This is a genomic window from Rhizobium sp. 862_C5_N1_2 (assembly GCF_051811205.1).
GTDB lineage: Bacteria > Pseudomonadota > Alphaproteobacteria > Rhizobiales > Rhizobiaceae > Rhizobium > Rhizobium leguminosarum.
Genome location: NZ_JBPWPT010000001.1, coordinates 137,170 through 159,737 on the forward strand (window position 1 = coordinate 137,170; position 22,568 = coordinate 159,737).

Consider the following 22,568-nt stretch of genomic DNA (forward strand, 5'->3'; position numbering starts at 1 on the left):
AGGCGTTAGCGATCCACGGCGAAGTGCTATATCTTAAATTCCGGCCCCGCAGGGGCGGCGCCGGCAAACTCTGGGAGGAGTTCCATGAAGAAATCTGTTCTCGCTTTCGGCGCGCTCGCGCTTGGTGTCACCTTTTCCGCTCCGGTCATGGCGGCTGACGTTGCTGCCTGCCTCATCACCAAGACCGACACCAACCCCTTCTTCGTCAAGATGAAGGAAGGTGCGACCGCCAAGGCCAAGGAACTCGGCGTCTCGCTGAAGTCTTATGCCGGCAAGGTCGACGGTGACAGCGAAAGCCAGGTGGCCGCGATCGAAAGCTGCATTGCCGACGGCGCAAAGGGCATCCTGATTGCTGCTTCCGACACCAAGGGCATCGTGTCTTCGGTCAAGAAGGCCCGTGATGCCGGCCTGCTGGTCATCGCTCTCGACACACCGCTCGAGCCGGCCGATGCCGCCGACGCCACCTTCGCCACCGACAACCTGCTCGCCGGCAAGCTGATCGGCCAGTGGGCCAAGGAAACGATGGGCGACAAGGCCAAGGATGCCAAGGTCGGCTTCCTCGACCTGACCCCGTCGCAGCCGACGGTCGACGTTCTGCGCGACCAGGGCTTCATGATGGGCTTCGGCATCGATCCGAAGGATCCGAACAAGATCGGCGACGAGGACGATGCTCGTATCGTCGGTCATGACGTGACCAACGGCAATGAAGAAGGCGGCCGCAAGGCCATGGAAAACCTTCTGCAGAAGGATCCGAGCATCAACGTCATCCACACGATCAATGAGCCGGCCGCTGTCGGCGCCTATCAGGCGCTGAAGGCCGTCGGCATGGAAAAGAACGTGCTGATCGTCTCGGTCGACGGCGGTTGCCCGGGCGTGAAGTCGGTCAAGGAAGGCGTCATCGGCGCCACCTCGCAGCAATATCCGCTGATGATGGCAGCCCTTGGCGTCGAAGCGATCAAGAAGTTCGCCGACAGCGGTGAAAAGCCGAAGCCGACCGAAGGCAAGTCCTTCTACGACACCGGCGTCTCGCTCGTCACCGACAAGCCGGTCTCCGGCGTCAAGTCGATCGACACCAAGGAAGGCACGGACAAGTGCTGGGGCTGAGCCCTGATTGCTGAAAGCAGACCGGCCGGGGCTTGATCCCCGGCCGTTTTCGACGGACGATGTGCCGTCGCCTCACGAACCGGCTAATCAAAGACCGGATGGATATCGGTGACGGCCCCCGCGCGAGTTCGGCGCGCGGATGCGGAGGAGGAACCATGACCGGAACACAGGAATTCGAACGTGTCCTCGACGGCAGCGACAAGAGCGTTGCCTCCTTCGAGCACGAGAAAGTCTCGCTGATCAAGCGCGCGCAGCATTTTCTGCACTCGACGCCGGCCGCCGTGCCGCTGATCGTGCTGGTGCTGGCGATCGTCATCTTCGGGATCACCATCGGCGGACGGTTCTTCTCGTCCTACACGCTGACCCTGATCCTGCAGCAGATCGCCATCGTCGGTATTCTCGGCGCCGCCCAGACGCTGGTCATCCTGACCGCCGGCATCGATCTTTCGATCGGCGTCATCATGGTGATCTCGGCGGTCATCATGGGCAATGTCGCGATCACCTACGGCATACCGACGCCGATCGCGGTCGCAGCCGGCATGCTTGTCGGCGGCCTTTGCGGATTGCTGAACGGCTTCCTCGTCGCCTACATGAAACTGCCGCCCTTCATCGTCACGCTCGGCACCTGGAACATCGTCATGGCGACGAATTTCATCTATTCCGCCAACGAGACGATCCGCGATACCGACGTCGACGAAAAGGCGCCGCTGCTGCATCTTTTCGCCGTGAGCTTCAAGCTCGGCAGCGCCGTGCTCACCCTCGGCGTCATCGCCATGGTGCTGCTCGTCTTGGTGCTCTGGTATGTCCTCAATCACACCGCCTGGGGCCGGCATGTCTATGCGGTCGGCGACGATCCGGAGGCAGCCAAGCTCTCGGGCATTCAGACCAAGAAGGTGCTGCTGACCGTTTATGCCATATCAGGCGTCATTGCCGGCTTGGCCGCCTGGGTCTCGATCGGACGCAACGGCTCGATCTCTCCGTCTTCGGCCGTCACCGATTTTAACCTCCAGGCGATCACCGCGACTGTGATCGGCGGCATCTCGCTGTTCGGCGGCCGCGGCTCCATTCTCGGCACGCTCTTCGGTGCCATGATCGTCGGCGTCGTCTCGATGGGCCTCAACATGCTCGGCGCCGACCCGCAATGGAAAGTCCTTTTGACAGGCGTGCTGATCATCGCCGCCGTCGCCATCGATCAGTGGATCAGAAAGGTTTCGGTGTAATCATGGCTCGCGAACCCCTTCTCACCGCCCGCGGTCTCGTCAAGCGTTATGGCCGCGTGACCGCGCTCGACAATGCCGATTTCGACCTCTATCCGGGTGAAATTCTCGCCGTGATCGGCGATAACGGCGCCGGCAAGTCCTCGCTGATCAAGGCGATATCGGGAGCCGTCACCCCGGACGAGGGGGTGATTACCCTCGAAGGCCGGCAGGTGCAGTTCCGCTCGCCGATGGAAGCGCGCGAGGCCGGCATCGAGACCGTCTATCAGAATCTCGCTTTGTCGCCGGCGCTGTCGATCGCCGACAACATGTTCCTCGGCCGCGAGATCCGCAAACCGGGCGTGCTCGGCTCCATGTTCCGCATGCTCGACCGGCCGGCCATGGAAAAGCTGGCGCGCAACAAGCTGTCCGAACTCGGCCTGATGACCATCCAGAACATCAACCAGGCGGTGGAAACGCTCTCCGGCGGTCAGCGCCAGGGTGTCGCGGTTGCCCGCGCTGCCGCCTTCGGCTCGAAGGTCATCATCATGGACGAACCGACGGCAGCCCTTGGCGTCAAGGAAAGCCGCCGCGTGCTGGAACTGATCCTCGATGTCAGGGCCCGCGGCCTGCCGATCGTGCTGATCTCCCACAACATGCCGCATGTCTTCGAAGTGGCCGACCGGATTCATATCCACCGTCTCGGCCGGCGGCTGACGGTGATCGATCCCAAGGAATACACCATGTCCGACGCCGTCGCCTTCATGACCGGCGCCAAGGCGGTGCCGACGGAGCCCGTCGCGGCATGACGGCACGCATCGACGAAATCGCCGGCGCAGTTCTTGACCGCGCCGGCCATTCCAGACGTTTCCTGGTCGCCATCGCCGGACCGCCGGGTGCCGGCAAATCCACCATGGCCGACAACCTGGCGGAAGCGCTGAAAGCCAGGGGCGAAAGTGCCGAAGTCCTGCCGATGGACGGCTTCCACATGGACAACGCCATCCTGATCGAACGCGGCCTGCTGGCGCGCAAGGGTATCCCCGAGACCTTCGACGTTCGTGGTTTCCTCGATATCATCCGCGCCGTCAGGCTGGCCGATCAGGAGGTTCTGGTGCCGGTCTTCGACCGCTCGCGTGAACTCGCCATCGCCTCGGCCCGCCCTGTTTCCCCCGATCACCGCTTCATCATCGTCGAGGGCAATTACCTGCTGTTTTCGCTGGGCAAATGGGCCGAACTCGAAGGCGTCTTCGACTTTTCGATCATGCTAGCGCCGCCGATCGAGGTGCTCGAGGAGAGGCTCTGGGCGCGCTGGCGCGGTTATAAGCTCACCGAAGAGGCCGCCAGCGCCAAGGTCTACGGCAATGACCTGCCGAACGGCCGGCTGATCCTCGAAAACCGCCGCCCGGCCGATGTGACGCTGGAGATCGCGCTGGCGTGATGCCGCGCGACATTCACGAAAAAAAGAGCTAAAGCGCGTCGCATGATTCAATTTCAATGCGACGCGCTTTAGTGTTATCGAGGCCGCAGACGCATCGCTTCGGAGGCCTGCCATGCAATCGATCACCATTCGCCGTCCTGATGACTGGCACCTGCATCTGCGCGATGGCGTCATGCTGGAGGGCGTGATCGCCGATACGAGCCGCACCTTCGCCCGCGCCATCATCATGCCCAATCTCGTGCCGCCCGTCGTCACCACCAGTGACGCCAAGGCCTATCGCGAGCGCATCCTCGAGGCCTTGCCGGACGGCCATCGCTTCCAGCCGCTGATGACGCTTTATCTCACAGAACATACCAGCCCCGATGACGTGGAGGAGGGTAAGAACAGCGGCCTCATCACCGCCGTGAAGCTTTATCCCGCCGGCGCCACGACCAATTCGCATGGCGGCGTGCGCGACATGGAAAAGGCGATGCCGGTGCTGGAGCGCATGGCAAAGATCGGCCTGCCGCTCTGCGTCCATGGCGAGGTGACGACGCCTGATGTCGATATCTTCGATCGCGAGGCCGTCTTCATCGAGACCGTGCTTGATCCGCTGCGGCAGCGCCTGCCGGAGCTCAAGGTGACGATGGAGCACGTGACGACATCGGATGGCGTCGATTACATCAAGGCGGCCAAGGGCAATCTCGCCGGCTCGATCACCACCCACCATCTGATCATCAACCGCAACGCCATCCTCGTCGGCGGCATCCGCCCGCATTATTACTGCCTGCCGGTCGCCAAGCGCGAAAACCACCGGCTGGCTCTGCGTGCGGCCGCCGTCAGCGGTGACGCCCGCTTCTTCCTGGGCACGGATTCCGCCCCGCATGTCGATCCGCTGAAAGAATGCGCCTGCGGCTGCGCCGGCATCTATACCTCGGTCAATACGATGAGCTGCCTCGCCCATGTCTTCGAACAGGAGGGCGCCCTGGAGCGGCTCGAAGCCTTCGTGTCGCTGAACGGGCCGGCCTGGTACGGGCTCCAGCCGAACGAGGAGCGCATCACCCTGTCAAGGCAGGCCGAGCCGGTCGTCTTTCCCGCGAGGATTGAAACCGGAGCCGGTCCGGTGACGGTGTTCGATCCGATGTTTCCCCTGCATTGGCAGGTGGTGCAGCAGGCGTAAGCTTTCGGAATTCAATTTTAAATAGAATATTCATCTTAAACTTCGGCGCGACGTTAAACGCGTAACATTTGCATTGTGCAGTGCATCATTTGTTAACGGATGCATAAGACATTCCTCGTCGCGGAGCCCATAAGCTGCCAACATCTGGCGCGGCAACAGCTGCGGAGACTGAAAAGCATGACGCTTGACTATAACTCTCTCTTGCTGGCGCTCGGCGTCTCCGCGGCATGCCTTGCCGTCACGCTGATGGGCAGTTGGATTGTCCGCCGGGCGGAAACGGTGCTGCTCACCGCCACCATCGGCCTGGTCCTCGTCGTCAGCGGCATTTTCGTCTACAGCGCCTACGTCAATAGGCCGGAGACATGGCTGGGCGTTGCCAATTTCGTGCTGTTTCATGCCGGCTTTGCCACCATATGGGGGGCAGGCAGACAGTTCCTCACCGGCCGCCTGTCCATTCCGGCCATCGCGATCCGCGCGCTTGCCGCGATGGTCTTTTCCATCGTGCCGATGCTATCAGGGTATGACGGCCTGGCCTTCATCGCCGACAATCTCGCTATCGCCCTTTTGCTCTTTGCCACCGCCCGGCAATATTGGCTCGCCCGTGTCGAAGCACCCGCGCCGCTCCTCGGCATTACCGCGCTCTATACGCTGACGGCGATCTCCTTCGTCCTCTGCGCCGCCGTGCTGATCTCCGACGGCAAGCTGGTGCTCGGCAAGGCCCCCAGCAACTGGGCCGAAGATCTCAGCCTCGCCGTCTGCATCGCCGGCATGACCGGGATCGGTGCATTGTCGTTGGCGCTTCATCAATGGCGGCTCGCTGCCCGCCACCGTCTCGATGCGATCACCGATCCGCTGACCGGCCTGCTCAACCGCCGCGCCCTGTTCGACGAGTACGGCACGCGCCCGATGGGCACGACCACCGCCGTCATCGTCTTCGACATCGACCATTTCAAATCCGTCAACGACCGCTTCGGCCATGCTGCCGGCGATCGCGTGCTCAAGGTCTTCGCCGGCGAACTCGCGGCCAGCTGCCGCACCGGCGACACCGCCGCCCGGCTCGGCGGCGAGGAATTTGCGCTGGTGCTGAAGGAGATCATGCCCGGCCGGGCGGAACTGACGGCCGAGCGCATCCGCCGGGCTTTCGAGGCGCGCGAGATCCATATCGATGACGAAGTGCTGACATGCACGGTCAGCGTCGGCGTCGCGCCCGGCCGCTCGAAGCCGCAGGATTTCGACGCCATGCTGAGCGCCGCCGACAAGGCGCTCTACGTCGCCAAGCGCGCCGGCCGCAACCGGGTCGAGCTTGCCGGCCATCTGCAGGCCGTTCCCGTCGAGGCAGCGCGCACCGCGTCTTGATCGCCGATCGATCCTCTCATACTATCGCCATCGGCCGGATGCGGCCAGCCGCCCCGCGACGCTCGAGTTTGACGCTCTGGCGTTATGGTGAATGCATCCAGACAACATCCTTCACATCCTTGCCGTTTGGCGATCGATGGCGAACGGGTCAGCAGACGCGGGCACTGATCTTCCTGTTTGCCGTCAACGGAAGGATGACTTCATGCGCGATTTTCGCGATGCCAAGCTCATGGCAAAAACATTGCGGCAGGCCCTGGCCGACCGCGACATTTCGCTCACCCACAGCGAAACGCTCGAAATCGTTGCCCGGCAGTTCGGGCTCGATCAATGGAATATTCTCTCGGCCAAGATAGAGGAGGCCGGCGCCTCCCGCTCGGTCATCGGCATCGAGCCGCCAATGCCGATCTTCCGCATCTTCTCGGTCGAAAAAGCCATGGAATTCTATTGCGGCTTCCTGGGCTTCCGTCTCGATTGGGAGCACCGTTTCGGCGAAAATTTTCCGCTCTATTGCCAGGTCTCGCGTGACGGCATGGCGTTGCACCTGAGCGAACATTCCGGCGACGCCAGCCCCGGCGCCAAGGCCTTCGTCCGCGTCGCCAATGTCCGGGCCTATCACGTCGAACTCTCAGGCAAGGACTACCGCTACATGAAGCCCGGTGTCGAGGAAGAGCCGTGGGGGCTGGAGATGACCGTCATCGACCCCTTCAGCAACCGCATCGTCTTTTGCGAGCAGACGTAGTCGTCAGCGCAGCTTGGCTTTAGGTGACAAATCGGCCAACGACCGCTATGGCCGGCCGCCGGCGACCGCGTGCTTCAGGTCTTCGCCGATGAACTGACGGCCCGGCGATACCGCGGCCCGGCTCGGCGGCGAAGAGTTTGCGCTGGTGCTGACGGAGATCATGCCCCGCCGGGCCGAGCTCGCCGCCGAGCTCATCCGGAAAGCCTTCGAGGCGCGGCGCCTCTTCAATCTACCCGGCGCAGACTTTCCACAAAGACACCCCGACTGGTGCCTCGGCCCGAAACGGCGATCCGCTGTCCCGGTCCAAGTTCTCGCCTGATGTTCTCAGGGACACGGCAAATTTCGTCGAATAGCATCGGAACCCCTTCGACCTGAACCAGTGACCGGCATTTTTTGCTACCCCATTCATGCGCGTCGACGACGGTGAAAGAAAGCTCCACCCGATGGCCAGCGATAAAGGCGAATAGCATCGGCACTGCGATGATGACGAGATGCTTTCCGAAGAAATAACCAGCGATCGGAGCGATTATCAGGCCGAAACCTTTCCTCACGCCGACGATCTCGCGACTGCTCTTCAAAATGAGCCAAAACGACAATGCCGCCGAGACCACGCTGACAGCGAGAGTAGGAAGGGCCGCCTTGGAGATCCACTCGTTTGACGGCAGAAAATTACAGCCGGGTATCTGGACGAAAATGGCAAGTACACCCGGCAAAAGCAACATGGTCAGAAGAATCCCGCCCGGTTTACCGAGCGGCCATTTGACACTCTCTTCCTTCCACCCCATGGACAACGCACCGCTCTTTACATCGCAACCTGTCAATCACTCTGTGACACATTTCGGCTGGCGGCTTCAAGGGCACGATCAGGGCAGCAGAAACGATTTTGGCTGCGTCTAAGAGGTCGCGGAACCCCTTTATACACCAACGACAAACTCCAAGGATGGCGCTCCCTTGGATGTCGGCGCTTGCATCTCCGTCCTTGGAATCTACAGTCACACCATCGACGTTGTTTCAATGGAAATGAGTCCTGGTGGGCAGGGTGGGAACCAGATGAAATGTGTTTCGGTCCTGATTTTAGCGCTTCTGTCGATTTTTTTCGGATGGTTATTTTATGAAAGGTACTGGAAGTTCCGAGATTGCATATCGCAGGCCCTGTCCAGTTGCCTCACTCCCGACGGTGACAATCTAACGCAAGGCGGCTCTCTGTGGGCTGGTTTGGCAGGGCTGTTCTTGTTGGTCGCTGTGATCTCAGCCCGGTGCGTTTTCCGAAGCCGGGATGCTGGCAAATAGCTGGGTAGGTTGCTCCTCCGCTCGCGGATGAAGGCAAACCGGAGCCGGAAGCAAAGCCGCGGCACTCTCCAGCGTTCCTCATTGCGAGGCGCGTAGCCCGCAGGGCGAAGCCTCGAAGGACACGCTGCAACGCTGCTTCTTGCATGCATCTGATGTCAGCGCACCCGCCTCGTCCTTCGAGGTTCCTGGGACCTCAGGATGAGGCTCTCTTGAAGGCCCCGCTCGCTTCTCAGACGATCATCAGCGCCCGCACGAAGGCGACCGAGGCGAGCAGCGAGGCGATGGTCCGCACATGGTTCCACCATGTCCACTCCCTGACATAGCTGGTCCAGAGCTGAACCGCTTCCGGCCCATTGCCGCCGACCTTCGCCAGTGCATCGTTCATCGGCACGTTGAAGACGATGGTCGAGACGAAAGAGGCAAAGACATAGAGGGCTGCTCCGGCCAGCATCAGAAAAGATGCCCCGCCGCGCCAGTCGATCAGGGCGAGCACGGCGATAACGATGCAGAGGATCGCCGTCGGCACGAAGAGGCCCATGAAGGGCGAGCGGACGATCGTCACGTTGATCGAGTTCATCGCCGCGATGCCTTGCTCTGCCGGTATCCGCGAGAAGGCGGTCATGATGAAGGTCGAGAAGGCGAAGAAGATGCCGGCGACAAGGCCGCTGCCGATCGCCGCCGCCACGAGGGAGAGGATGAGAATGATCTGCATGGTCAGGCGCTCCATATTCCGGTTGCCGCGGTCCGGCGGGCATATTCGCTGAAATCGGTGGCGGGGCGGCCAAGAATTTCGGCGACACCGCCCATCACGTTGGAATTGCGCCCATCGAGCACCTGGCCGAAGAGCTCCTCCAGAAGATCGATCAGGCCCTGCGGCAGGCCGGCAGCCGCAAGCCCGCCGGTGAAATCCGCCATCGAGACCTGCTGATATTCGATCGGCCGCCCAGTGGCTGCGGCGATTTCGCCGACCGCCTGCCGGAAGGTCAGCGCTCGAGGGCCGGTCAACTCGTAGGTCTGGTTGCGGTGGCGCGGGTCGGTCAAGGCGGCGACGGCGGCATCGGCGATGTCGTCGGCATCGATGAAAGGTTCACCGATCTCGCCCGTCGGCAATTGCAGCCTGCCGCCAATGATCTGCTCGACAAAGGCGCCCTCGCTGAAGTTCTGGCAGAACCAGGAGGCGCGCAGGATGGTGGTATCGATGCCGGAAGCGGTCAGCGCCGCTTCGCTTCGCTGCGCGCTCTCTTCGCCCCGGCCGGAGAGCAGCACGATATGCTCAAGGCCGCATTCCACGGCGACCTTGGCGAGCGCTTCGATCGCCTCCGCCGCCCAGGCGACGGCAAGGTCCGGCTGGAAGGCGACATAGGCGCTCGATGCGCCCTGAAGTGCGTCGCGCCAGGTCGACCTATCCTCCCAGTCGAAGGGACGGGCGCTGGAGCGCGATGCCGCGCGAACGGTCAGGCCGCGCGCTTCCAGACGCCTGATGATGCGGCCGCCGGTCTTTCCCGATCCACCGACGAGGACGATTTCGGAAGTCTGCATGTCAAAACTCCTTCCAAATGTTGCAAACAAGAGAAACTCTCTCATTTGCAAAATGAGATAATCTCTCTTATTTTGTTTGTCAACGTGGAAAAGGAGAGATCATGTCGGAACAGCCGGTCGCAACGCGCAGGCGCCAGCAGGAGTCTACCGGCCAGCCGCGCCGCATCCCCAGCCAGCAGCGCGGCCGCGAGCGCTTCGAAAAGATCCTCGCGGTTGCCTCGCAGCTGATCGAAAGCCATGGCAGCGACGGTTTGAAGATGAGCGAGATCGTCGAAAAGGCCGGTCTTTCCTTCGGCGCTCTCTACCAATATTTCCCCGACAAGACCTCGATCATCCGCACATTGGCCGAGCGCTTCAACGAGCAGGGCAGGCGGTGCGTCGAAGAGGAACTGGCGAAGGTGACCGACGCTGCGGCCCTGGAGCGCGCGCTCGCCAATATCGCTGATGAATATTATGCCTTCTTCCGCCGTGAGCCCGTCATGCGCGACATCTGGCATGCGACCCATACCGACAAGCTGCTGCAGCAGGTCGATGCCGAGGACATGGAATTTCATGCCCAGGCATTTCTCGCCGTGCTGATCCGTCTATGGCCGGATCGCGACCGCAAGGAGCTGTTGGCGATCGCGCGTCTGACGATGCAGCTGCTTGCCGCCGGCGTACGTTATGCCGTTTCGCTGGATGCGGAGGAGGGCGCTCAGGCGATTGCCCTGTTCAAGAAGATGCAGATCGCCGATATCGGCCGTCTGCTGCTGTCATGAGCGCGCCTTTCGTCTGGAAACGTCGGGCTCTTGCTGCTATTCCCGCAAGGATCCAAGCCGAAGGAGAGCCGCATGATCCAGACCACATTTCCCGACCGCGCCGTGATGGCCGAATTGTTGGCCAAGATGCTCTGGGAGATCAAGGCGGTGCATTTCAATGCCGCTCAGCCCTATAAACTCTCCTCCGGCATGGCGAGCCCGGTCTATATCGATTGCCGCAAGCTGCTCTCCTTTCCGCGCATCCGCTCGACGGTGATGGATTTCGCCGCCAGCACCCTGCTGCGCGATGCCGGTTTCGAGCAGTTCGATTGCATCGCCGGCGGCGAGACCGCCGGCATCCCCTTCGCCGCCCTGCTGGCAGATCGTCTCGGCCTGCCGATGATCTATGTCCGCAAGCAGCCGAAGGGCCATGGCCGCAATGCCCAGATCGAAGGCAATATGCCGGAAGGGTCGCGCGTGCTCGTCATCGAAGACCTGACGACAGCAGGCGGCAGCATGTTCAAGTTCATCGATGCGGTCCGTGCCGCCGGCGGCGTCGTCGATCATGGCATCGCGCTGTTCTTCTACGGCATATTCGGTGAACAGCGCTTTGCCGACGGCAAGGTCAGGCTGCATCACATCGCCACCTGGCGGAATGTTCTGGCCGTCGCCAAGGAGCAGAAGCTCTTCGACGACAAGACGCTGTCGGAAGTCGAGGCCTTCCTCGATGCGCCGCTGGCCTGGTCGGGAAGGAATGGCGGGGTTAGTGAGCTTTCGCTCTAGCCAGTTGACAAAAGCTCGCTTAATCGGTTGATGAACGTATAGATGCTGTTGGGAGGAATACGATGATTTTGTGCTGCGGCGAAGCCTTGATCGACATGCTGCCGAGGGACACAACGCTGGGCGAAAAGGGCTTCGCGCCCTATGCCGGCGGCGCGATCTTCAACACCGCAATCGCGCTCGGCCGCCTCGGCATCCCCACGGCCTTCTTCACCGGCATTGCCGATGACATGATGGGCGAAATCCTGCTGGAGACGCTGAAGGCGAGCAATGTCGATTACAGCCCGTGCGCCATCACGGCGCGCCCCTCGACCATTGCCTTCGTCAAGCTGGTGAACGGCCAGGCGACCTATGCCTTCTACGACGAAGGCACCGCCGGCCGCATGATCACCACGGCCGACCTGCCTGCTCTCGGCGATGATTGCGAAGCCTTGCACTTCGGCGCAATCAGCCTGATCCCGAGCCCCTGCGGCGAAACCTATGAGGCGCTTCTCGACCGCGAAGCCGCAAGCCGCGTCATCTCGCTCGATCCGAATATTCGTCCGGGTTTCATCAAGGACAAGCCGGCGCATATGGCCCGCATCAAGCGCATGGCCGCTAAATCCGACATCGTCAAGTTCTCCGACGAGGACCTCGAATGGTTCGGCTTGGAAGGCGACCATGATGCGCTCGCCGCCCACTGGCTGAACCACGGCGCCAAGCTCGTCGTCATCACCAAGGGCGCGGAAGGCGCCTCCGGTTATACCAAGGAGCGCAAGGTGACGGTGCCCAGCGAACGGGTCACCGTCGTCGACACGGTCGGCGCCGGCGATACCTTCGACGCTGGCATCCTCGCGTCGCTGAAGATGGATAATCTGCTGACCAAGCCTCAGGTGGCCAATCTTGACGAAAAGGCGCTGCGCAACGCCCTGACCCTCGGCGCCAAAGCCGCCGCCGTCACCGTCTCCCGCGCCGGCGCCAACCCGCCCTGGGCACGCGAGATTGGGCTTTAAGGCTTAAGCCCGAGACTGCCCCTCATCCGCCTGCCGGCACCAACCGGGGTCGAGCCACGTGTCTCGCCCCGTCCTTCGGACCCCCGCTTGCGGGGCGAAGGGATCTGTCGCGACCTCTCCGTTCCTCGCCAGCGTCTCGCGGGGCACGTCCCCTCTCCCCGCGTGCGGGGAGAGGGTTAGAGTAGGGGCAAATCTTGTACGGTTACTTCGCAAGCTTCGCCAGCGCCGCAACCAGGCCCTGCGTCGACGAGTCATGCGATGCCGCACTTTCCTTGCCTTCGACGACCGGCAGCAGGCCCGTCGCCAGTTCCTTGCCGAGCTCGACGCCCCACTGGTCGAAGGAGTTGATGCGGAAGAGCACGCCTTCGACGAAGACGCGGTGTTCGTAGAGCGCGATCAGGCGGCCGAGTGCGTAAGGGGTCAGCTTGTCGTAGACGAAGGTGATCGACGGCCGGTTGCCGTTAAAGACGCGGTGCGGCGCGATGAAATCTGCCTTTTTGTCGTCCATGCCCTTGTCGGTCAGCTGCTTCTTGGCTTCTTCGAAAGTGCGTCCCTTCATCAGCGCTTCCGACTGGGCAAGCACGTTGGAGATCAGCAGCTGGTGCTGGTGGCGCAGCTCCGGCTCGAAGGCGTTGGCGGCGATCATGAATTCGGCCGGGATGATGCTCGTGCCCTGATGGATGAGCTGGTAGAAGGCGTGCTGGCCGTTGGTGCCGGGCTCGCCCCAGACGACTGGGCCGGAATTGCCTTCGACCGGCGTGCCGTCGATGGTGACGCCCTTGCCGTTCGATTCCATGTCGAGCTGCTGCAGATAGGCCGGGAAGCGCGACAGGCGCTGGTCGTAGGGCAGGATGGCGCGGGTGGGGTAGCCCAGCACATTGCGATGGTAGAAGCCGATCAGGCCGAGCAGAATCGGCAGGTTTTCGGTAATCGGCGCCTTACGGAAATGATTGTCGACGGCATGCGCGCCGTCGAGGAACTTGCCGAAATTCTCCGGCCCGACGGCGATCATCAGCGGCAGGCCGATCGCCGACCAGATCGAGTAACGGCCGCCGACCCAGTCCCAGAAGCCGAAGACGCGGCCGCTGTCGATGCCGAAGGCGGCGACCTTGTCGAGTGCCGTCGAGACGGCGGCGAAGTGGTGCTGCACGGCCGCTTCGCCGAGCGCCTTGGCGATGAAGTTGCGCGCCGTCTGCGCATTGGTCATCGTCTCCACCGTCGTGAAGGTCTTCGAGGCAACGATGAACAGCGTCGTTTCCGGCTGCACCAGCTTCAGGATGTCGGCGATATGGGCGCCGTCGATATTGGAGACGAAATGCGCGCGCGGACCGTCATGGAAGGGGGCAAGCGCCAGCGTCGCCATGACAGGGCCGAGATCCGAGCCGCCGATGCCGATATTGACGACATCGGTGATCGCCTTGCCGGTGGCGCCCTTCAGCGTGCCGGAGCGGACGTCGTCGGCAAATTTGCCCATGGCGGCAAGCACCGCATTGACGTCGGGCATGACGTCCTTGCCGTCGACCAGAACCGGTGTGTTGGAGCGGTTGCGCAGCGCGGTGTGCAGAACGGCGCGGTCCTCGGTGAAATTGATCGCCTTGCCGGAGAACATTTCCTCGCGCTTCTTCTCGACGCCGCCGTCTTCGGCGAGCTTCACCAAGAGCTTGAGGATGTCGTCATTCACCGCCGTCTTGGAAAAATCCATCAACAGGTCGTCAAGCGAGACGGAAAAGCGCGAAAAGCGCTGCGAATCGGCGGCGAAGGCGGCCCGGATATCGGTCGCCTTGGTGGCATCAGCGGTGCTTTTCAGCTGTTCGACAATGGCGTTCATGGGAGGCTCCTTTGGAGGCGGAAAGGTTGCGGAAACTATTCGCTTTATCACCCGCAAATCAAGTTCAGCCACCTGCCGAAATGGAAAAAACCACCCGCGGCAAGCGGATGGCCCTTAAGCCTTTCCTGGCCAGCTTCAATCTGACCAGGAAAGGCTCTGATTCATCAGAACGTCAAATTCAGCCGCGCAGGTCCTTGCGCAGGATCTTACCAACAGGCGACTTCGGCAGCTCGGTGCGGAACTCGATGAAGCGCGGCCGCTTGTAGTTGGTGAGGTTGGCGATGCAGTGGGCTTTGACCTCCGCTTCCGTCAGGTTCGGATCCTTCCTGACCACGAAGAGTTTTACCGCCTCGCCCGAATGTCCGTCCGGCACGCCAATGGCTGCGGCCTCGAGGATGCCGGCATGCATGGCGGCGACTTCCTCGATCTCGTTGGGATAGACGTTGAAGCCGGAGACGAGGATCATGTCCTTCTTGCGGTCGACGATCTTGGTATAGCCGCGGTCGTCCATGAAGCCCATGTCGCCCGAGCGGAAGTAGCCGTCATCGGTCATCACCCGCGCCGTTTCCTCAGGCTTCTGCCAGTAGCCGGCCATCACCTGCGGTCCGCGAATGCAGATCTCGCCGACGTCGCCGAGCGGCAGCGAATTGCCCGCCTCGTCGCGGATGTCGAGGTCGGTGGAGGGAAGCGGCAGGCCGATCGTGCCGGTGAACTCAGCCGAATCGAAGCGGTTGGCGGTGGCAACGGGCGATGTCTCGGAAAGGCCGTAGCCCTCTGTGACTGCCGTGCCTGTCATCTTCAGCCAGCGGTCGGCGACCGGGCGCTGCACAGCCATGCCGCCGCCGAGCGACATGATCAGCGAGGAGAAGTCGAGCTTGGCGAAATCGGCATTGTTCATCAGCGCATTGAACAGCGTGTTGAGGCCGGGGAAGATATGGACCTTCGACTTTTCGAATTCCTTGACGAGACCGGGAATGTCGCGCGGATTGGCGATCAGGATATTGTGGGCGCCGAGCGACATGCCCATCAGCGAATTCACCGTCAGCGCGAAGATGTGGTAGAGCGGCAGGGCGCAGAGGAAATTCAACACCTCCGGCTCTTTCTTGCGCTCGAAGGCGGATCGAAGCCAGAGCGACAGCTGCACCTTGTTGGCGAGCAGGTTCTGATGCGTCAGCACCGCGCCCTTGGCAACGCCCGTCGTGCCGCCGGTATATTGCAGGAAGGCGATGTCGCTGCCTGTCAGCGTGACCGGCTGGAGCTTTTTTCCCGCACCTTCGCGGAGCACCTGGCCGAAGCTCTTGTGCTGAGGGATCGACCAGGAGGGAACGAGCTTCTTCACTTTGCGCACGACGAAATTGACGATCAGCCCCTTTGGCCCCAGCATTTCCCCCAGCGAGGTGACGACGACATGGCGAAGGTCGGTCTTGTTGAGAACCTGCTCCACCGTGCGGGCGAAATTCTCCAGCACGAAGATCGCCTTGGCGCCGGAATCCTTCAACTGATGTTCGAGTTCGCGCGGCGTATAGAGCGGGTTGACGTTCACCACCACGAGACCGGCGCGCAGGATGGCGTAGGTGGCGATCGGGTTCTGCAGCACGTTCGGCATCATTACGGCGACGCGGTCGCCCTTCTGAAGGCCGGTGCTCTGCAGCCAGGCGGCGACCTTGCGCGTCTGGCTCTCCAGTTCGCGGTAGCGCATCCCCTTGCCCATGCTGGAAAAGGCGGTCCGGTCGGCGTAACGGGCGCAGGATTTTTCCAGCAGTTCGGCAAGCGAGGCATATTCCAGCGGCGGAATCTCTGCCGGAACGATATCGGGATAGGCGGCAAGCCAGGGCTTGTCCGGCCTGGCGCCGTTTGGATGGACGGAAATGCTGTTCATCTGTCTCTCTCCCCTGCGGCCGCCGCGCCGACATCATTCGGCAGATAACCGGAAAGATCCTCCATCTTCCAGTCCGGCAGCTTATGCGATTGCCTGAATGGTTCAAGCCGAATGACGCTATACTAACCTTGACGTAAACGTCAACATTCCGCCAGCGCACGATCATGGAAAGGATGGGGAACTTTGAGTCCGCCATGACGTTGATCTTGCATACTCACCATGAGGAAACACCAAAAGGAGGTGCACAATGTTGAACCAGGATACTGACGCCACCCGCCGTGACCCGAATGTCAAGGTCACGCACTCGCTGATCGCCAGCGACCGCGTCGAAGGCACCCGTGTCTATGGGCCCGATGGCAGGCATATCGGCTCGATCGAACGGCTGATCATCGGAAAGCTCGACGGCCGTGTCGCCTATGCCGTGCTGAGCTTCGGCGGCTTCCTGGGCATCGGTCACGACCATTATCCGCTTCCCTGGGAAAAGCTGAACTACGACACCCAACTGGATGGCTATCGCATCGACCTGACCAAGGAGCAGATCGAAGGCGCCCCGAGCTATTCGGACGATGACGACACCTGGTACAACGACAATGGCCGCCGGGTCTATGATTACTACGGCGTGCCGCCTTACTGGATGTAACGTCGTCTGATAGGCCGAGCTGGAAGGGCCCCGCGGATGCGGGGCCTTTTTAGTGTTTGGCGACGAGATCGTTGGCCGATCGCAGCACGGTGCCGATGACAATATCGTCTGCCACGATCGCCTTTGCCGTCTTAACCGCAAAGACATGGCTCTCGCCCGGCAGCAGCGTCACCAGCATCGAATCGACAACGGCGTCCGGATGCAGTCGATCCGCCATCAGGCAGAGATCCTTGACGAAGTTTTGCGCCGTCACCTTGACCTCATACCCACCGTCGATCCCGACGACATCGACAGTCAGCCGCGGTGCCGGCAGGGCAAGCTCGATATCCTCGACGAAATAATGGAAGGCGCGCCGGTCGAGCATCTGCACGACGATGAGCTCGTCCTTCGGTAAGCCGGGGGTGACGATATCCTCGGGCAGCGGGAATTCCTTTGCCTCGAAACGATCGCAGAGCAGGCGCCAGAATTCGAATTCGGCCAGCACGGTGCCGTCGAGCGTCACGCGTTTGCCGCTGATCTTCGCCCGCCAGAACAGCGTCCGTTCATTGACGGCCACCGCCGCAAGTCCGCCGCCGCGCGGCTGGATCGTCAGCAGGCGCGGATCATAGGCTGCCTTCAGCGCATACCAGAGCGGCTTGCGGCGTCCGGCCGAATCGAGCGCGGCCCATGAGGTCACCGGCCAGCAATCGTTGAACTGCCAGACCACCGCACCCTTGCAGATATTCCGATGCGAGCGCATGTGCTCGACGCCGAAGCGGATGGCGCGCGCCTGGTTGAGCTGGGTGGCGAAGTGCCAGTCATCCATTGTCCGCGGCTCCGGCAAATGGCCGGACAGGCCGCAGATCAGCTTGTCATTGCCTTGTGTGGCCTTCTGATGGTGGAAGACGCCGTTTGATTGCGGCGTCAGCGGCGCGTCGTGCACGCTTTCTTCGATCGTTGCCCAGGCCGGCGGCGCTTGCCAGCCGAATTCGGAGCAGAAGCGCGGGATATAGTTGCGGTAGACCTCGTAGCCGACATCGTTCCACACGTCCCAGATATGTTTGCAGCCATGGCCGTCGGCATTGGGTTCGATCTCCATCGAGCCGGAATAGGGGCTGCCGGGATAATAGGGCCGGTCCGGATCGTTCGACGCAGAGATTCGGCAGCAGGTCGAGATAATAACCGAGGCCCCAGCTTTCGCCCGCCTTGATGATCGGGCGCCAGCCCCATTCGTCGAAGCCCCAGATGTTCTCGTTATTGCCGTTCCAGAGGACCAGCGAGGCATGCGGCATCAGCCGCACGACATTGTCACGCACCTCCGCCTCGACCTCGTTTCTGAGCGGCTCCTCCTCCGGATAGGCGGCGCAGGCAAAGAGGAAATCCTGCCAGACCAGCATGCCGGCGCGGTCGCAGGCCTCATAGAATTCGTCGGCCTCGAAAATGCCGCCGCCCCAGACGCGCAGCATGTGGATATTGGCGGCCTTTGCCTCCTCGATCCGCGCGGCGTAGCGCTCGGCCGTCACCCGCGGGGGAAAACAATCGTCCGGAATCCAGTTCGCCCCGCAGATGAAGAGCGGCACGTCGTTGATGACGAAGGTAAAGGCCGAGCCGTGGTCGTCGGCGGAGGTGTCGAGCCGCAGCGAGCGGAAGCCGAGTTCGCGCTCGTGAGCGTCGAGCAGATCGTCGCTCCCGTCGCCGATCAGCCGGAGAGTTAGGGGATAAAGCGGTTGCGCGCCGAGATGGTGCGGCCACCAGAGCTGCGGCGAGGGGAGGGTAAGCTCGAAGGCGATCTCGTCTTCGTCAGCGTCAATCGCCAGCGTTTTGGTTACGCCGCCGATTTCGGCGACAAGCCTCAACGGCGTCGTGCCGCCATGCCGCGCCAGCCTGGCATGCACTTTTACCAGCCCATCGCCGCCGGCAAGTGTCGCCGACACCCGCGTTTCGTCAAGCCGCGCCCGGTCCCAGCTTTCCAGCCGGACGGGCTTCCAGACGCCGGCCGTCACCAGCGTCGGCCCCCAGTCCCAGCCGAAATTGCAGGCCATCTTGCGCATCAGATTGCCCGGTCCCGGATAGTTGTTGGGACGGTAGCCGTAATGTTTTTCCATCTCCGCACCATAGGCGTAAGCCGAGCGGAAGGTGACGGTGAGTTCGTTTTGGCCAGCCTTCAGCAGCTGGGAAACATCGAAACGATAGGTGCGGTGCATGTTGAAGGTGCGGCCGATCTCTTCGCCGTTGAGGGATATCACCGCGATCGTATCGAGCCCGTCGAAGACGAGCTCCTGCACCCTACCATCGTCAGGCATCGCCTCGAACGTGCAGCGATAGGTCCAGTCGGTCTTGCCGATCCAGTCACTGCTGATCTCGTTGACGTCGATATAGGGATCGGGGATCAGCCGGTTGGCGATCAGGTCGAGATGCACGCAGCCCGGCACCGTTGCGGGGATTGCGGCAGGCAGGCCGGATCTTCCTGTATCGTTACAGGAGAGCGTCCAGCCGGAATTGAGCTCGGTCTTCTCGATCATGGGCGGGCTCCTAGGTCATACCGCTCGAAGCTGTGGGATTATCGGGAGATTGGAACAGTGCGGCCGCAATCCGGCTCGCCACGATGCGTCAGAGAAACCGGCCGTGGCGCTGCAGCACCTCGATCTTGTAGCCATCGGGATCGCTGATGAAGAAGAACAGGCCGAAGAGCTTGCCGTCGCGGTTGAGCTCCACCAGTTCACCCGGATTGAGCCCGAGCTTCGACAGCCGCTCCCGCTCGACCGCCACCTCCTCGACCGAGACGGCGAGATGGCCATAGGCATTGCCGAGGTCATAGGGCGCAGTCCGGCCCTTGTTGACGGTCAGTTCCAGCTCGAAGCCGGTCTCGGCATTGCTCAGATAGATCAGCGTGAAGGTTTCGAAATCGACGCGGTCGGCCACCGAAAGGCCGAAGGCCCTCTCGTAGAATTCGACGGAGCGCGCCTCATCGAGAACGCGGATCATGGAGTGGATCATCTTCGCCAATTCTGCCTCCCATTCTCATCCATCACGGCAGTCTTGGTACTCGTCCTCCTACGCCGCGCGCAAGCCGATTCTTCGCGTGATCGCCGCTTCGACGAGGCCCATGGCGTCATAGATCAGCACCGCCATCAGGCCGACGATCAGGCCGCCCTGCAGGATGAAGGCGGTATTGTCGGAAATCAGCCCGGCGATGATGACCTCGCCGAGGCCCTTTGCCGCAACCGTCGAGCCGATCGTCGCCGTGCCGATATTGATCACGGTCGCCACCTTCAGCCCTTCGAGGATCAGCGGCAGGGCAAGCGGCAGCTCGACCCGCAATAGCCGCTGCGTGCCGTTCATGCCCATGCCGTCGGCGGCATCGAGAACTTGCGGCGAAACCTGCTTCAAGCCGGCGACGGTGTTTTCGAAGATCGGCAGCAGGCCGTAGAGAAAGAGCGCGATCAGCGTCGGCATGGCGCCGAAGCCGGTGGCGGGAACCGCGAGTGCCAGCACCGCAACCGGCGGAAAGGTCTGCCCCGCATTGGCGATGGCGCGCGACAGCGGCAGGAAGTCAGCCCCGCTTTCCCGCGTCACGAAGATGCCGCCGACAACGGCAAGCACGGCGCTGCAGACAATCGAGCCGATCACCAGCTGCAGATGCCCGCCGGCCAGCGAGGCAAGGCTGTTCTGCGTATAGACGGCAGGCGCATTGTTGCTGGTCAGCGGCACCAGCAGGAAGGAAAGCCACTCCGTCCTGAACAGCAGGATGAGCAGCAAAGCCAGCGCCGCCAGGCGGAAGAGATTGGCGACGACGAGCTTCATGCCTTGCGGCCCAGTTCGAGAAGCCGCGTCATCGAGATCGAGCCAACCGGCGCCTTTTCGCCGTCCTGCACCGCCGCCTCGTCGACCCCCTGCCAGATCATTTCGGCCAGCGCATCACGCAGGCTGAGCGACTGCGGCAGGGCATAGGCGAGACCGTTCTTGGCCGGCTCCATGCTCTCCTTCAGCGGCAGCAGCGACATCAGCTTCAAGGCCCGGTCGGACGTGCCGGTCAATTGCTGCACGAAGGGATCGGCGGGTTCGGTGAGGATCTTTTCCGGCGTCGAGCATTGCAGCAACCTGCCCTGGCTCATCACTGCAATCTGGTTGCCGAGATGGAAGGCCTCGTCCATGTCGTGGGTGACGAGAATAACCGTCGTACCGAACTGTTTCTGGATCGCCAGCAGGTCGTCCTGCGCCTTGCCGCGGATGACGGGATCGAGCGCGCCGAAGGGTTCGTCCATCAACAGCAGTTCCGGCTCGGCCGCCAGCGCCCGGGCCACACCGACGCGCTGCTGCTGGCCGCCCGAGAGCTGGTGCGGATATTTGTCGGCAAAGGTTGCCGGATCGAGGTTGAAAAGCCCGAGCAGTTCTTCGACGCGTTTGGCGATGCGGGCGGAATCCCAATCGAGAAGCTGCGGCACGGTGGCGATATTCTGCGCCACCGTCCGGTGCGGAAACAGGCCGTGTCCCTGGATGGCATAGCCGATCTTGCGGCGAAGCTCCGTCACTGGAACGTCCATCACATTCTGTCCGCCGACTGATATTTCGCCTTCGGTGATCGGCACCAGTCGGTTGATCATCCGCATCAGCGTCGATTTGCCCGAGCCCGACGTGCCGACGATGACGGTGATCTCACCCTTCTCGACGCTCATCGAGACGTTGTCGACGACGGTGGCCGGGCCGTAGCGCTTGGTGACGTTCCTGATCTCGATCATGGTCATGCGGCGGTTCCCCGGATGCTGTCGATGACCGCATCGAGGATGACGGCCGATGAGAAGGCGAAGAAGACGGTCGGCACGGCGCCGAGCAGGACGAGATCCATGGCCGTCTGGCCGAGCCCCTGGAAGATGAAGATGCCGAAGCCGCCGCCGCCGATCAGCGCGGCGATCGTCACCATGCCGATCGCCTGCACCAGTACGATGCGGATGCCGGTGAGGATGACGGGAAAGGCGAGCGGCATGTCGATGCCGGTCAGAATCTGCAAGCGCGTCAGCCCCATGCCGGCCGCAGCATCGCGCACCGAGGGGTCGACGCCCTGAAGGCCGACGACGGTGTTGGCGACGATCGGCAGCAGCGAATAGAGCACCAGCGCAATCAAGGCAGGCGCCGTGCCGATGCCGCGGATGCCGATCGCGGCGGCGAGCGGCACATGGGTGGCGAGATAGCCGAGCGGCAGCATCAATAGGCCGAAGAGTGCCAGGCTCGGGATCGTCTGGATGAGGCTCAGCCCCTGCAGCACGATGGCCCGCAGCTTCGGCACCCAGAAGCAGAGGATGCCAAGCGGCAGGCCGAGAACAATGGCGATGGCAAGCGAGCCGAACGCCAGCAGCAGATGCGAGAGCGCTTCGGTCTCGAATTGCGGGGCCCGCGTCGAGAATTCCTTCATGATCGAAAGGCTGTCGAGCAGGCCGGAGGAGAGCGAGATGAAGAGCAGCGCCGTATAGGCTGCAAGGGCTGCCACCCGCATCCATGGTGCCAGCCGGATTTTGACAAGCGCATCAGATATCACGAGCCCGATCACCGCAAACAGCGCCCAGAAGCCGCCGCCGGGCGTCATGCGCGCCACTGTGCTGCCGGGGGGCGTTGCCGCCGTCGAGACGAGGCCGATCGCAACGATCAGCGCCGCAAGGCAGAGTGTGGCGTTGACAAGCCGTGCTATCGCATTGGTGAGGAACAGCGTGGCGAAGGCGGTGAGAAGGAGAAGCACGGTCAGGATGACGACGGAAGGCTGGGGAAGAAGCTGCATCAGCAGCATCGGCTTGCCGGCGGCGATGCGGTTCGCCTTCACGTAGATGAAGGGCATCAGTGCAGTCGCCGCGATGCCGCCGGCCACCAGAACCACGCCGAGCCGGTCCAGCTTGCGGACCGCTAAGGTTTCTTCCATCAAA

General features: G+C 62.2%; 20 protein-coding genes and 2 pseudogenes. 12 read left to right on the forward strand and 10 right to left on the reverse strand.

The window, feature by feature from the left end:
- Positions 1 to 84 precede the first annotated feature (84 nt).
- The 8 genes and pseudogenes from ACD590_RS00710 to ACD590_RS00745 form a co-directional block, all read left to right on the forward strand.
- Positions 85 to 1,104 carry a sugar ABC transporter substrate-binding protein gene (locus ACD590_RS00710; RefSeq protein WP_003556143.1) on the forward strand — a complete coding sequence of 340 codons (1,020 nt, stop codon included), beginning with the start codon at positions 85 to 87 and terminating at the stop codon, positions 1,102 to 1,104.
- A 155-nt stretch (positions 1,105 to 1,259) separates the two neighbouring features.
- On the forward strand, positions 1,260 to 2,324 hold the full coding sequence (locus tag ACD590_RS00715; RefSeq protein WP_012755861.1) for an ABC transporter permease: 1,065 nt from the start codon (positions 1,260 to 1,262) through the stop codon (positions 2,322 to 2,324).
- Positions 2,325 to 2,326: 2 nt separating this feature from the next.
- Positions 2,327 to 3,109, forward strand: a complete 783-nt coding sequence (locus ACD590_RS00720; RefSeq protein ID WP_018244589.1) for an ATP-binding cassette domain-containing protein — start codon at positions 2,327 to 2,329, stop codon at positions 3,107 to 3,109.
- The gene (locus tag ACD590_RS00725; protein ID WP_018244590.1) at positions 3,106 to 3,738 is read left to right on the forward strand and encodes a nucleoside triphosphate hydrolase; all 633 of its coding nucleotides are present in this window, start codon (positions 3,106 to 3,108) and stop codon (positions 3,736 to 3,738) included. The genes ACD590_RS00720 and ACD590_RS00725 overlap by 4 nt, the downstream gene beginning before the upstream one ends.
- Before the next feature lie 112 nt (positions 3,739 to 3,850).
- A complete protein-coding gene (pyrC, locus tag ACD590_RS00730) occupies positions 3,851 to 4,897 on the forward strand; it encodes a dihydroorotase (RefSeq protein ID WP_439001957.1) in 1,047 nt (348 codons plus the stop codon).
- Positions 4,898 to 5,074: 177 nt separating this feature from the next.
- The gene (locus tag ACD590_RS00735) at positions 5,075 to 6,253 is read left to right on the forward strand and encodes a GGDEF domain-containing protein (protein ID WP_130813242.1); all 1,179 of its coding nucleotides are present in this window, start codon (positions 5,075 to 5,077) and stop codon (positions 6,251 to 6,253) included.
- 202 nt (positions 6,254 to 6,455) lie between these two features.
- The gene (locus ACD590_RS00740) at positions 6,456 to 6,992 is read left to right on the forward strand and encodes a glyoxalase superfamily protein (RefSeq protein WP_018447698.1); all 537 of its coding nucleotides are present in this window, start codon (positions 6,456 to 6,458) and stop codon (positions 6,990 to 6,992) included.
- 28 nt (positions 6,993 to 7,020) lie between these two features.
- Positions 7,021 to 7,215: pseudogene (locus ACD590_RS00745) on the forward strand (diguanylate cyclase domain-containing protein); the annotation flags it as partial.
- 1 nt (position 7,216) lies between these two features.
- Here ACD590_RS00745 and ACD590_RS00750 read toward each other — a convergent pair.
- The 3 genes from ACD590_RS00750 to ACD590_RS00760 form a co-directional block, all read right to left on the reverse strand.
- Entirely contained in the window at positions 7,217 to 7,777 is a 561-nt protein-coding gene (locus ACD590_RS00750; protein ID WP_439001958.1) for a hypothetical protein, read from the reverse strand.
- A gap of 734 nt (positions 7,778 to 8,511) precedes the next feature.
- On the reverse strand, positions 8,512 to 9,009 hold the full coding sequence (locus tag ACD590_RS00755; protein WP_439001959.1) for an anthrone oxygenase family protein: 498 nt from the start codon (positions 9,007 to 9,009) through the stop codon (positions 8,512 to 8,514).
- Positions 8,997 to 9,821 carry an NmrA family NAD(P)-binding protein gene (locus tag ACD590_RS00760; RefSeq protein WP_439001960.1) on the reverse strand — a complete coding sequence of 275 codons (825 nt, stop codon included), beginning with the start codon at positions 9,819 to 9,821 and terminating at the stop codon, positions 8,997 to 8,999. Before ACD590_RS00760 ends, ACD590_RS00755 begins: the two co-directional genes overlap by 13 nt.
- 101 nt (positions 9,822 to 9,922) lie before the next feature.
- Here ACD590_RS00760 and ACD590_RS00765 point away from each other — a divergent pair, with 101 nt between their 5' ends.
- From ACD590_RS00765 to ACD590_RS00775, 3 genes are all read left to right on the forward strand, one after another.
- Complete coding sequence (locus tag ACD590_RS00765; protein ID WP_028731602.1) at positions 9,923 to 10,579, forward strand: TetR/AcrR family transcriptional regulator; 657 nt, start codon at positions 9,923 to 9,925, stop codon at positions 10,577 to 10,579.
- A 72-nt stretch (positions 10,580 to 10,651) separates the two neighbouring features.
- Positions 10,652 to 11,341 (forward strand): orotate phosphoribosyltransferase, encoded by a 690-nt coding sequence (locus tag ACD590_RS00770; protein WP_028731601.1) that lies wholly within the window; start codon positions 10,652 to 10,654, stop codon positions 11,339 to 11,341.
- A gap of 62 nt (positions 11,342 to 11,403) precedes the next feature.
- A complete protein-coding gene (locus ACD590_RS00775) occupies positions 11,404 to 12,330 on the forward strand; it encodes a carbohydrate kinase family protein (protein ID WP_439001961.1) in 927 nt (308 codons plus the stop codon).
- 202 nt (positions 12,331 to 12,532) lie between these two features.
- Here the strand turns inward: ACD590_RS00775 and pgi are convergent, their stop codons facing one another.
- Both pgi and ACD590_RS00785 read right to left on the reverse strand, forming a co-directional pair.
- A complete protein-coding gene (gene pgi, locus ACD590_RS00780) occupies positions 12,533 to 14,158 on the reverse strand; it encodes a glucose-6-phosphate isomerase (protein WP_439001962.1) in 1,626 nt (541 codons plus the stop codon).
- A gap of 178 nt (positions 14,159 to 14,336) precedes the next feature.
- Entirely contained in the window at positions 14,337 to 16,037 is a 1,701-nt protein-coding gene (locus ACD590_RS00785; RefSeq protein ID WP_018447689.1) for a long-chain fatty acid--CoA ligase, read from the reverse strand.
- Between the two features lie 247 nt (positions 16,038 to 16,284).
- Here ACD590_RS00785 and ACD590_RS00790 point away from each other — a divergent pair, with 247 nt between their 5' ends.
- Positions 16,285 to 16,677: a PRC-barrel domain-containing protein gene (locus ACD590_RS00790; RefSeq protein ID WP_018244602.1), complete on the forward strand. Its 393-nt coding sequence runs from the start codon at positions 16,285 to 16,287 to the stop codon at positions 16,675 to 16,677.
- Positions 16,678 to 16,726: 49 nt separating this feature from the next.
- Here the strand turns inward: ACD590_RS00790 and ACD590_RS00795 are convergent.
- The 5 genes and pseudogenes from ACD590_RS00795 to ACD590_RS00815 all read right to left on the reverse strand — a co-directional run bounded on the left by ACD590_RS00795 (position 16,727) and on the right by ACD590_RS00815 (position 22,564).
- Positions 16,727 to 19,178: pseudogene (locus ACD590_RS00795) on the reverse strand (glycoside hydrolase family 2 protein).
- A gap of 88 nt (positions 19,179 to 19,266) precedes the next feature.
- A complete protein-coding gene (locus tag ACD590_RS00800; protein ID WP_018447687.1) occupies positions 19,267 to 19,662 on the reverse strand; it encodes a VOC family protein in 396 nt (131 codons plus the stop codon).
- 48 nt (positions 19,663 to 19,710) lie between these two features.
- Positions 19,711 to 20,460, reverse strand: coding sequence for an ABC transporter permease (locus tag ACD590_RS00805; protein ID WP_439001963.1), 750 nt, complete (start codon positions 20,458 to 20,460; stop codon positions 19,711 to 19,713).
- Positions 20,457 to 21,401 (reverse strand): ABC transporter ATP-binding protein, encoded by a 945-nt coding sequence (locus ACD590_RS00810; RefSeq protein ID WP_018244606.1) that lies wholly within the window; start codon positions 21,399 to 21,401, stop codon positions 20,457 to 20,459. The genes ACD590_RS00805 and ACD590_RS00810 overlap by 4 nt, the downstream gene beginning before the upstream one ends.
- On the reverse strand, positions 21,398 to 22,564 hold the full coding sequence (locus ACD590_RS00815; protein WP_439001964.1) for an ABC transporter permease: 1,167 nt from the start codon (positions 22,562 to 22,564) through the stop codon (positions 21,398 to 21,400). Before ACD590_RS00815 ends, ACD590_RS00810 begins: the two co-directional genes overlap by 4 nt.
- Between the last annotated feature and the right edge of the window lie 4 nt (positions 22,565 to 22,568).

What these genes read in the sequence shown, in the direction of transcription:
- ACD590_RS00725 (WP_018244590.1), top strand. Translation starts at nt 3,106, where the DNA reads ATGACGGCACGCATCGACGAAATCGCCGGCGCAGTTCTTGACCGCGCC.
- ACD590_RS00775 (WP_439001961.1), top strand. Translation starts at nt 11,404, where the DNA reads ATGATTTTGTGCTGCGGCGAAGCCTTGATCGACATGCTGCCGAGGGAC.
- ACD590_RS00740 (WP_018447698.1), top strand. Translation starts at nt 6,456, where the DNA reads ATGCGCGATTTTCGCGATGCCAAGCTCATGGCAAAAACATTGCGGCAG.
- ACD590_RS00710 (WP_003556143.1), top strand. Translation starts at nt 85, where the DNA reads ATGAAGAAATCTGTTCTCGCTTTCGGCGCGCTCGCGCTTGGTGTCACC.
- ACD590_RS00790 (WP_018244602.1), top strand. Translation starts at nt 16,285, where the DNA reads ATGTTGAACCAGGATACTGACGCCACCCGCCGTGACCCGAATGTCAAG.
- ACD590_RS00760 (WP_439001960.1), bottom strand. Translation starts at nt 9,821, where the DNA reads ATGCAGACTTCCGAAATCGTCCTCGTCGGTGGATCGGGAAAGACCGGC.
- pyrC (WP_439001957.1), top strand. Translation starts at nt 3,851, where the DNA reads ATGCAATCGATCACCATTCGCCGTCCTGATGACTGGCACCTGCATCTG.
- ACD590_RS00750 (WP_439001958.1), bottom strand. Translation starts at nt 7,777, where the DNA reads ATGGGGTGGAAGGAAGAGAGTGTCAAATGGCCGCTCGGTAAACCGGGC.
- pgi (WP_439001962.1), bottom strand. Translation starts at nt 14,158, where the DNA reads ATGAACGCCATTGTCGAACAGCTGAAAAGCACCGCTGATGCCACCAAG.
- ACD590_RS00755 (WP_439001959.1), bottom strand. Translation starts at nt 9,009, where the DNA reads ATGGAGCGCCTGACCATGCAGATCATTCTCATCCTCTCCCTCGTGGCG.
- ACD590_RS00770 (WP_028731601.1), top strand. Translation starts at nt 10,652, where the DNA reads ATGATCCAGACCACATTTCCCGACCGCGCCGTGATGGCCGAATTGTTG.
- ACD590_RS00765 (WP_028731602.1), top strand. Translation starts at nt 9,923, where the DNA reads ATGTCGGAACAGCCGGTCGCAACGCGCAGGCGCCAGCAGGAGTCTACC.
- ACD590_RS00815 (WP_439001964.1), bottom strand. Translation starts at nt 22,564, where the DNA reads ATGGAAGAAACCTTAGCGGTCCGCAAGCTGGACCGGCTCGGCGTGGTT.
- ACD590_RS00785 (WP_018447689.1), bottom strand. Translation starts at nt 16,037, where the DNA reads ATGAACAGCATTTCCGTCCATCCAAACGGCGCCAGGCCGGACAAGCCC.
- ACD590_RS00720 (WP_018244589.1), top strand. Translation starts at nt 2,327, where the DNA reads ATGGCTCGCGAACCCCTTCTCACCGCCCGCGGTCTCGTCAAGCGTTAT.
- ACD590_RS00805 (WP_439001963.1), bottom strand. Translation starts at nt 20,460, where the DNA reads ATGAAGCTCGTCGTCGCCAATCTCTTCCGCCTGGCGGCGCTGGCTTTG.
- ACD590_RS00715 (WP_012755861.1), top strand. Translation starts at nt 1,260, where the DNA reads ATGACCGGAACACAGGAATTCGAACGTGTCCTCGACGGCAGCGACAAG.
- ACD590_RS00810 (WP_018244606.1), bottom strand. Translation starts at nt 21,401, where the DNA reads ATGACCATGATCGAGATCAGGAACGTCACCAAGCGCTACGGCCCGGCC.
- ACD590_RS00735 (WP_130813242.1), top strand. Translation starts at nt 5,075, where the DNA reads ATGACGCTTGACTATAACTCTCTCTTGCTGGCGCTCGGCGTCTCCGCG.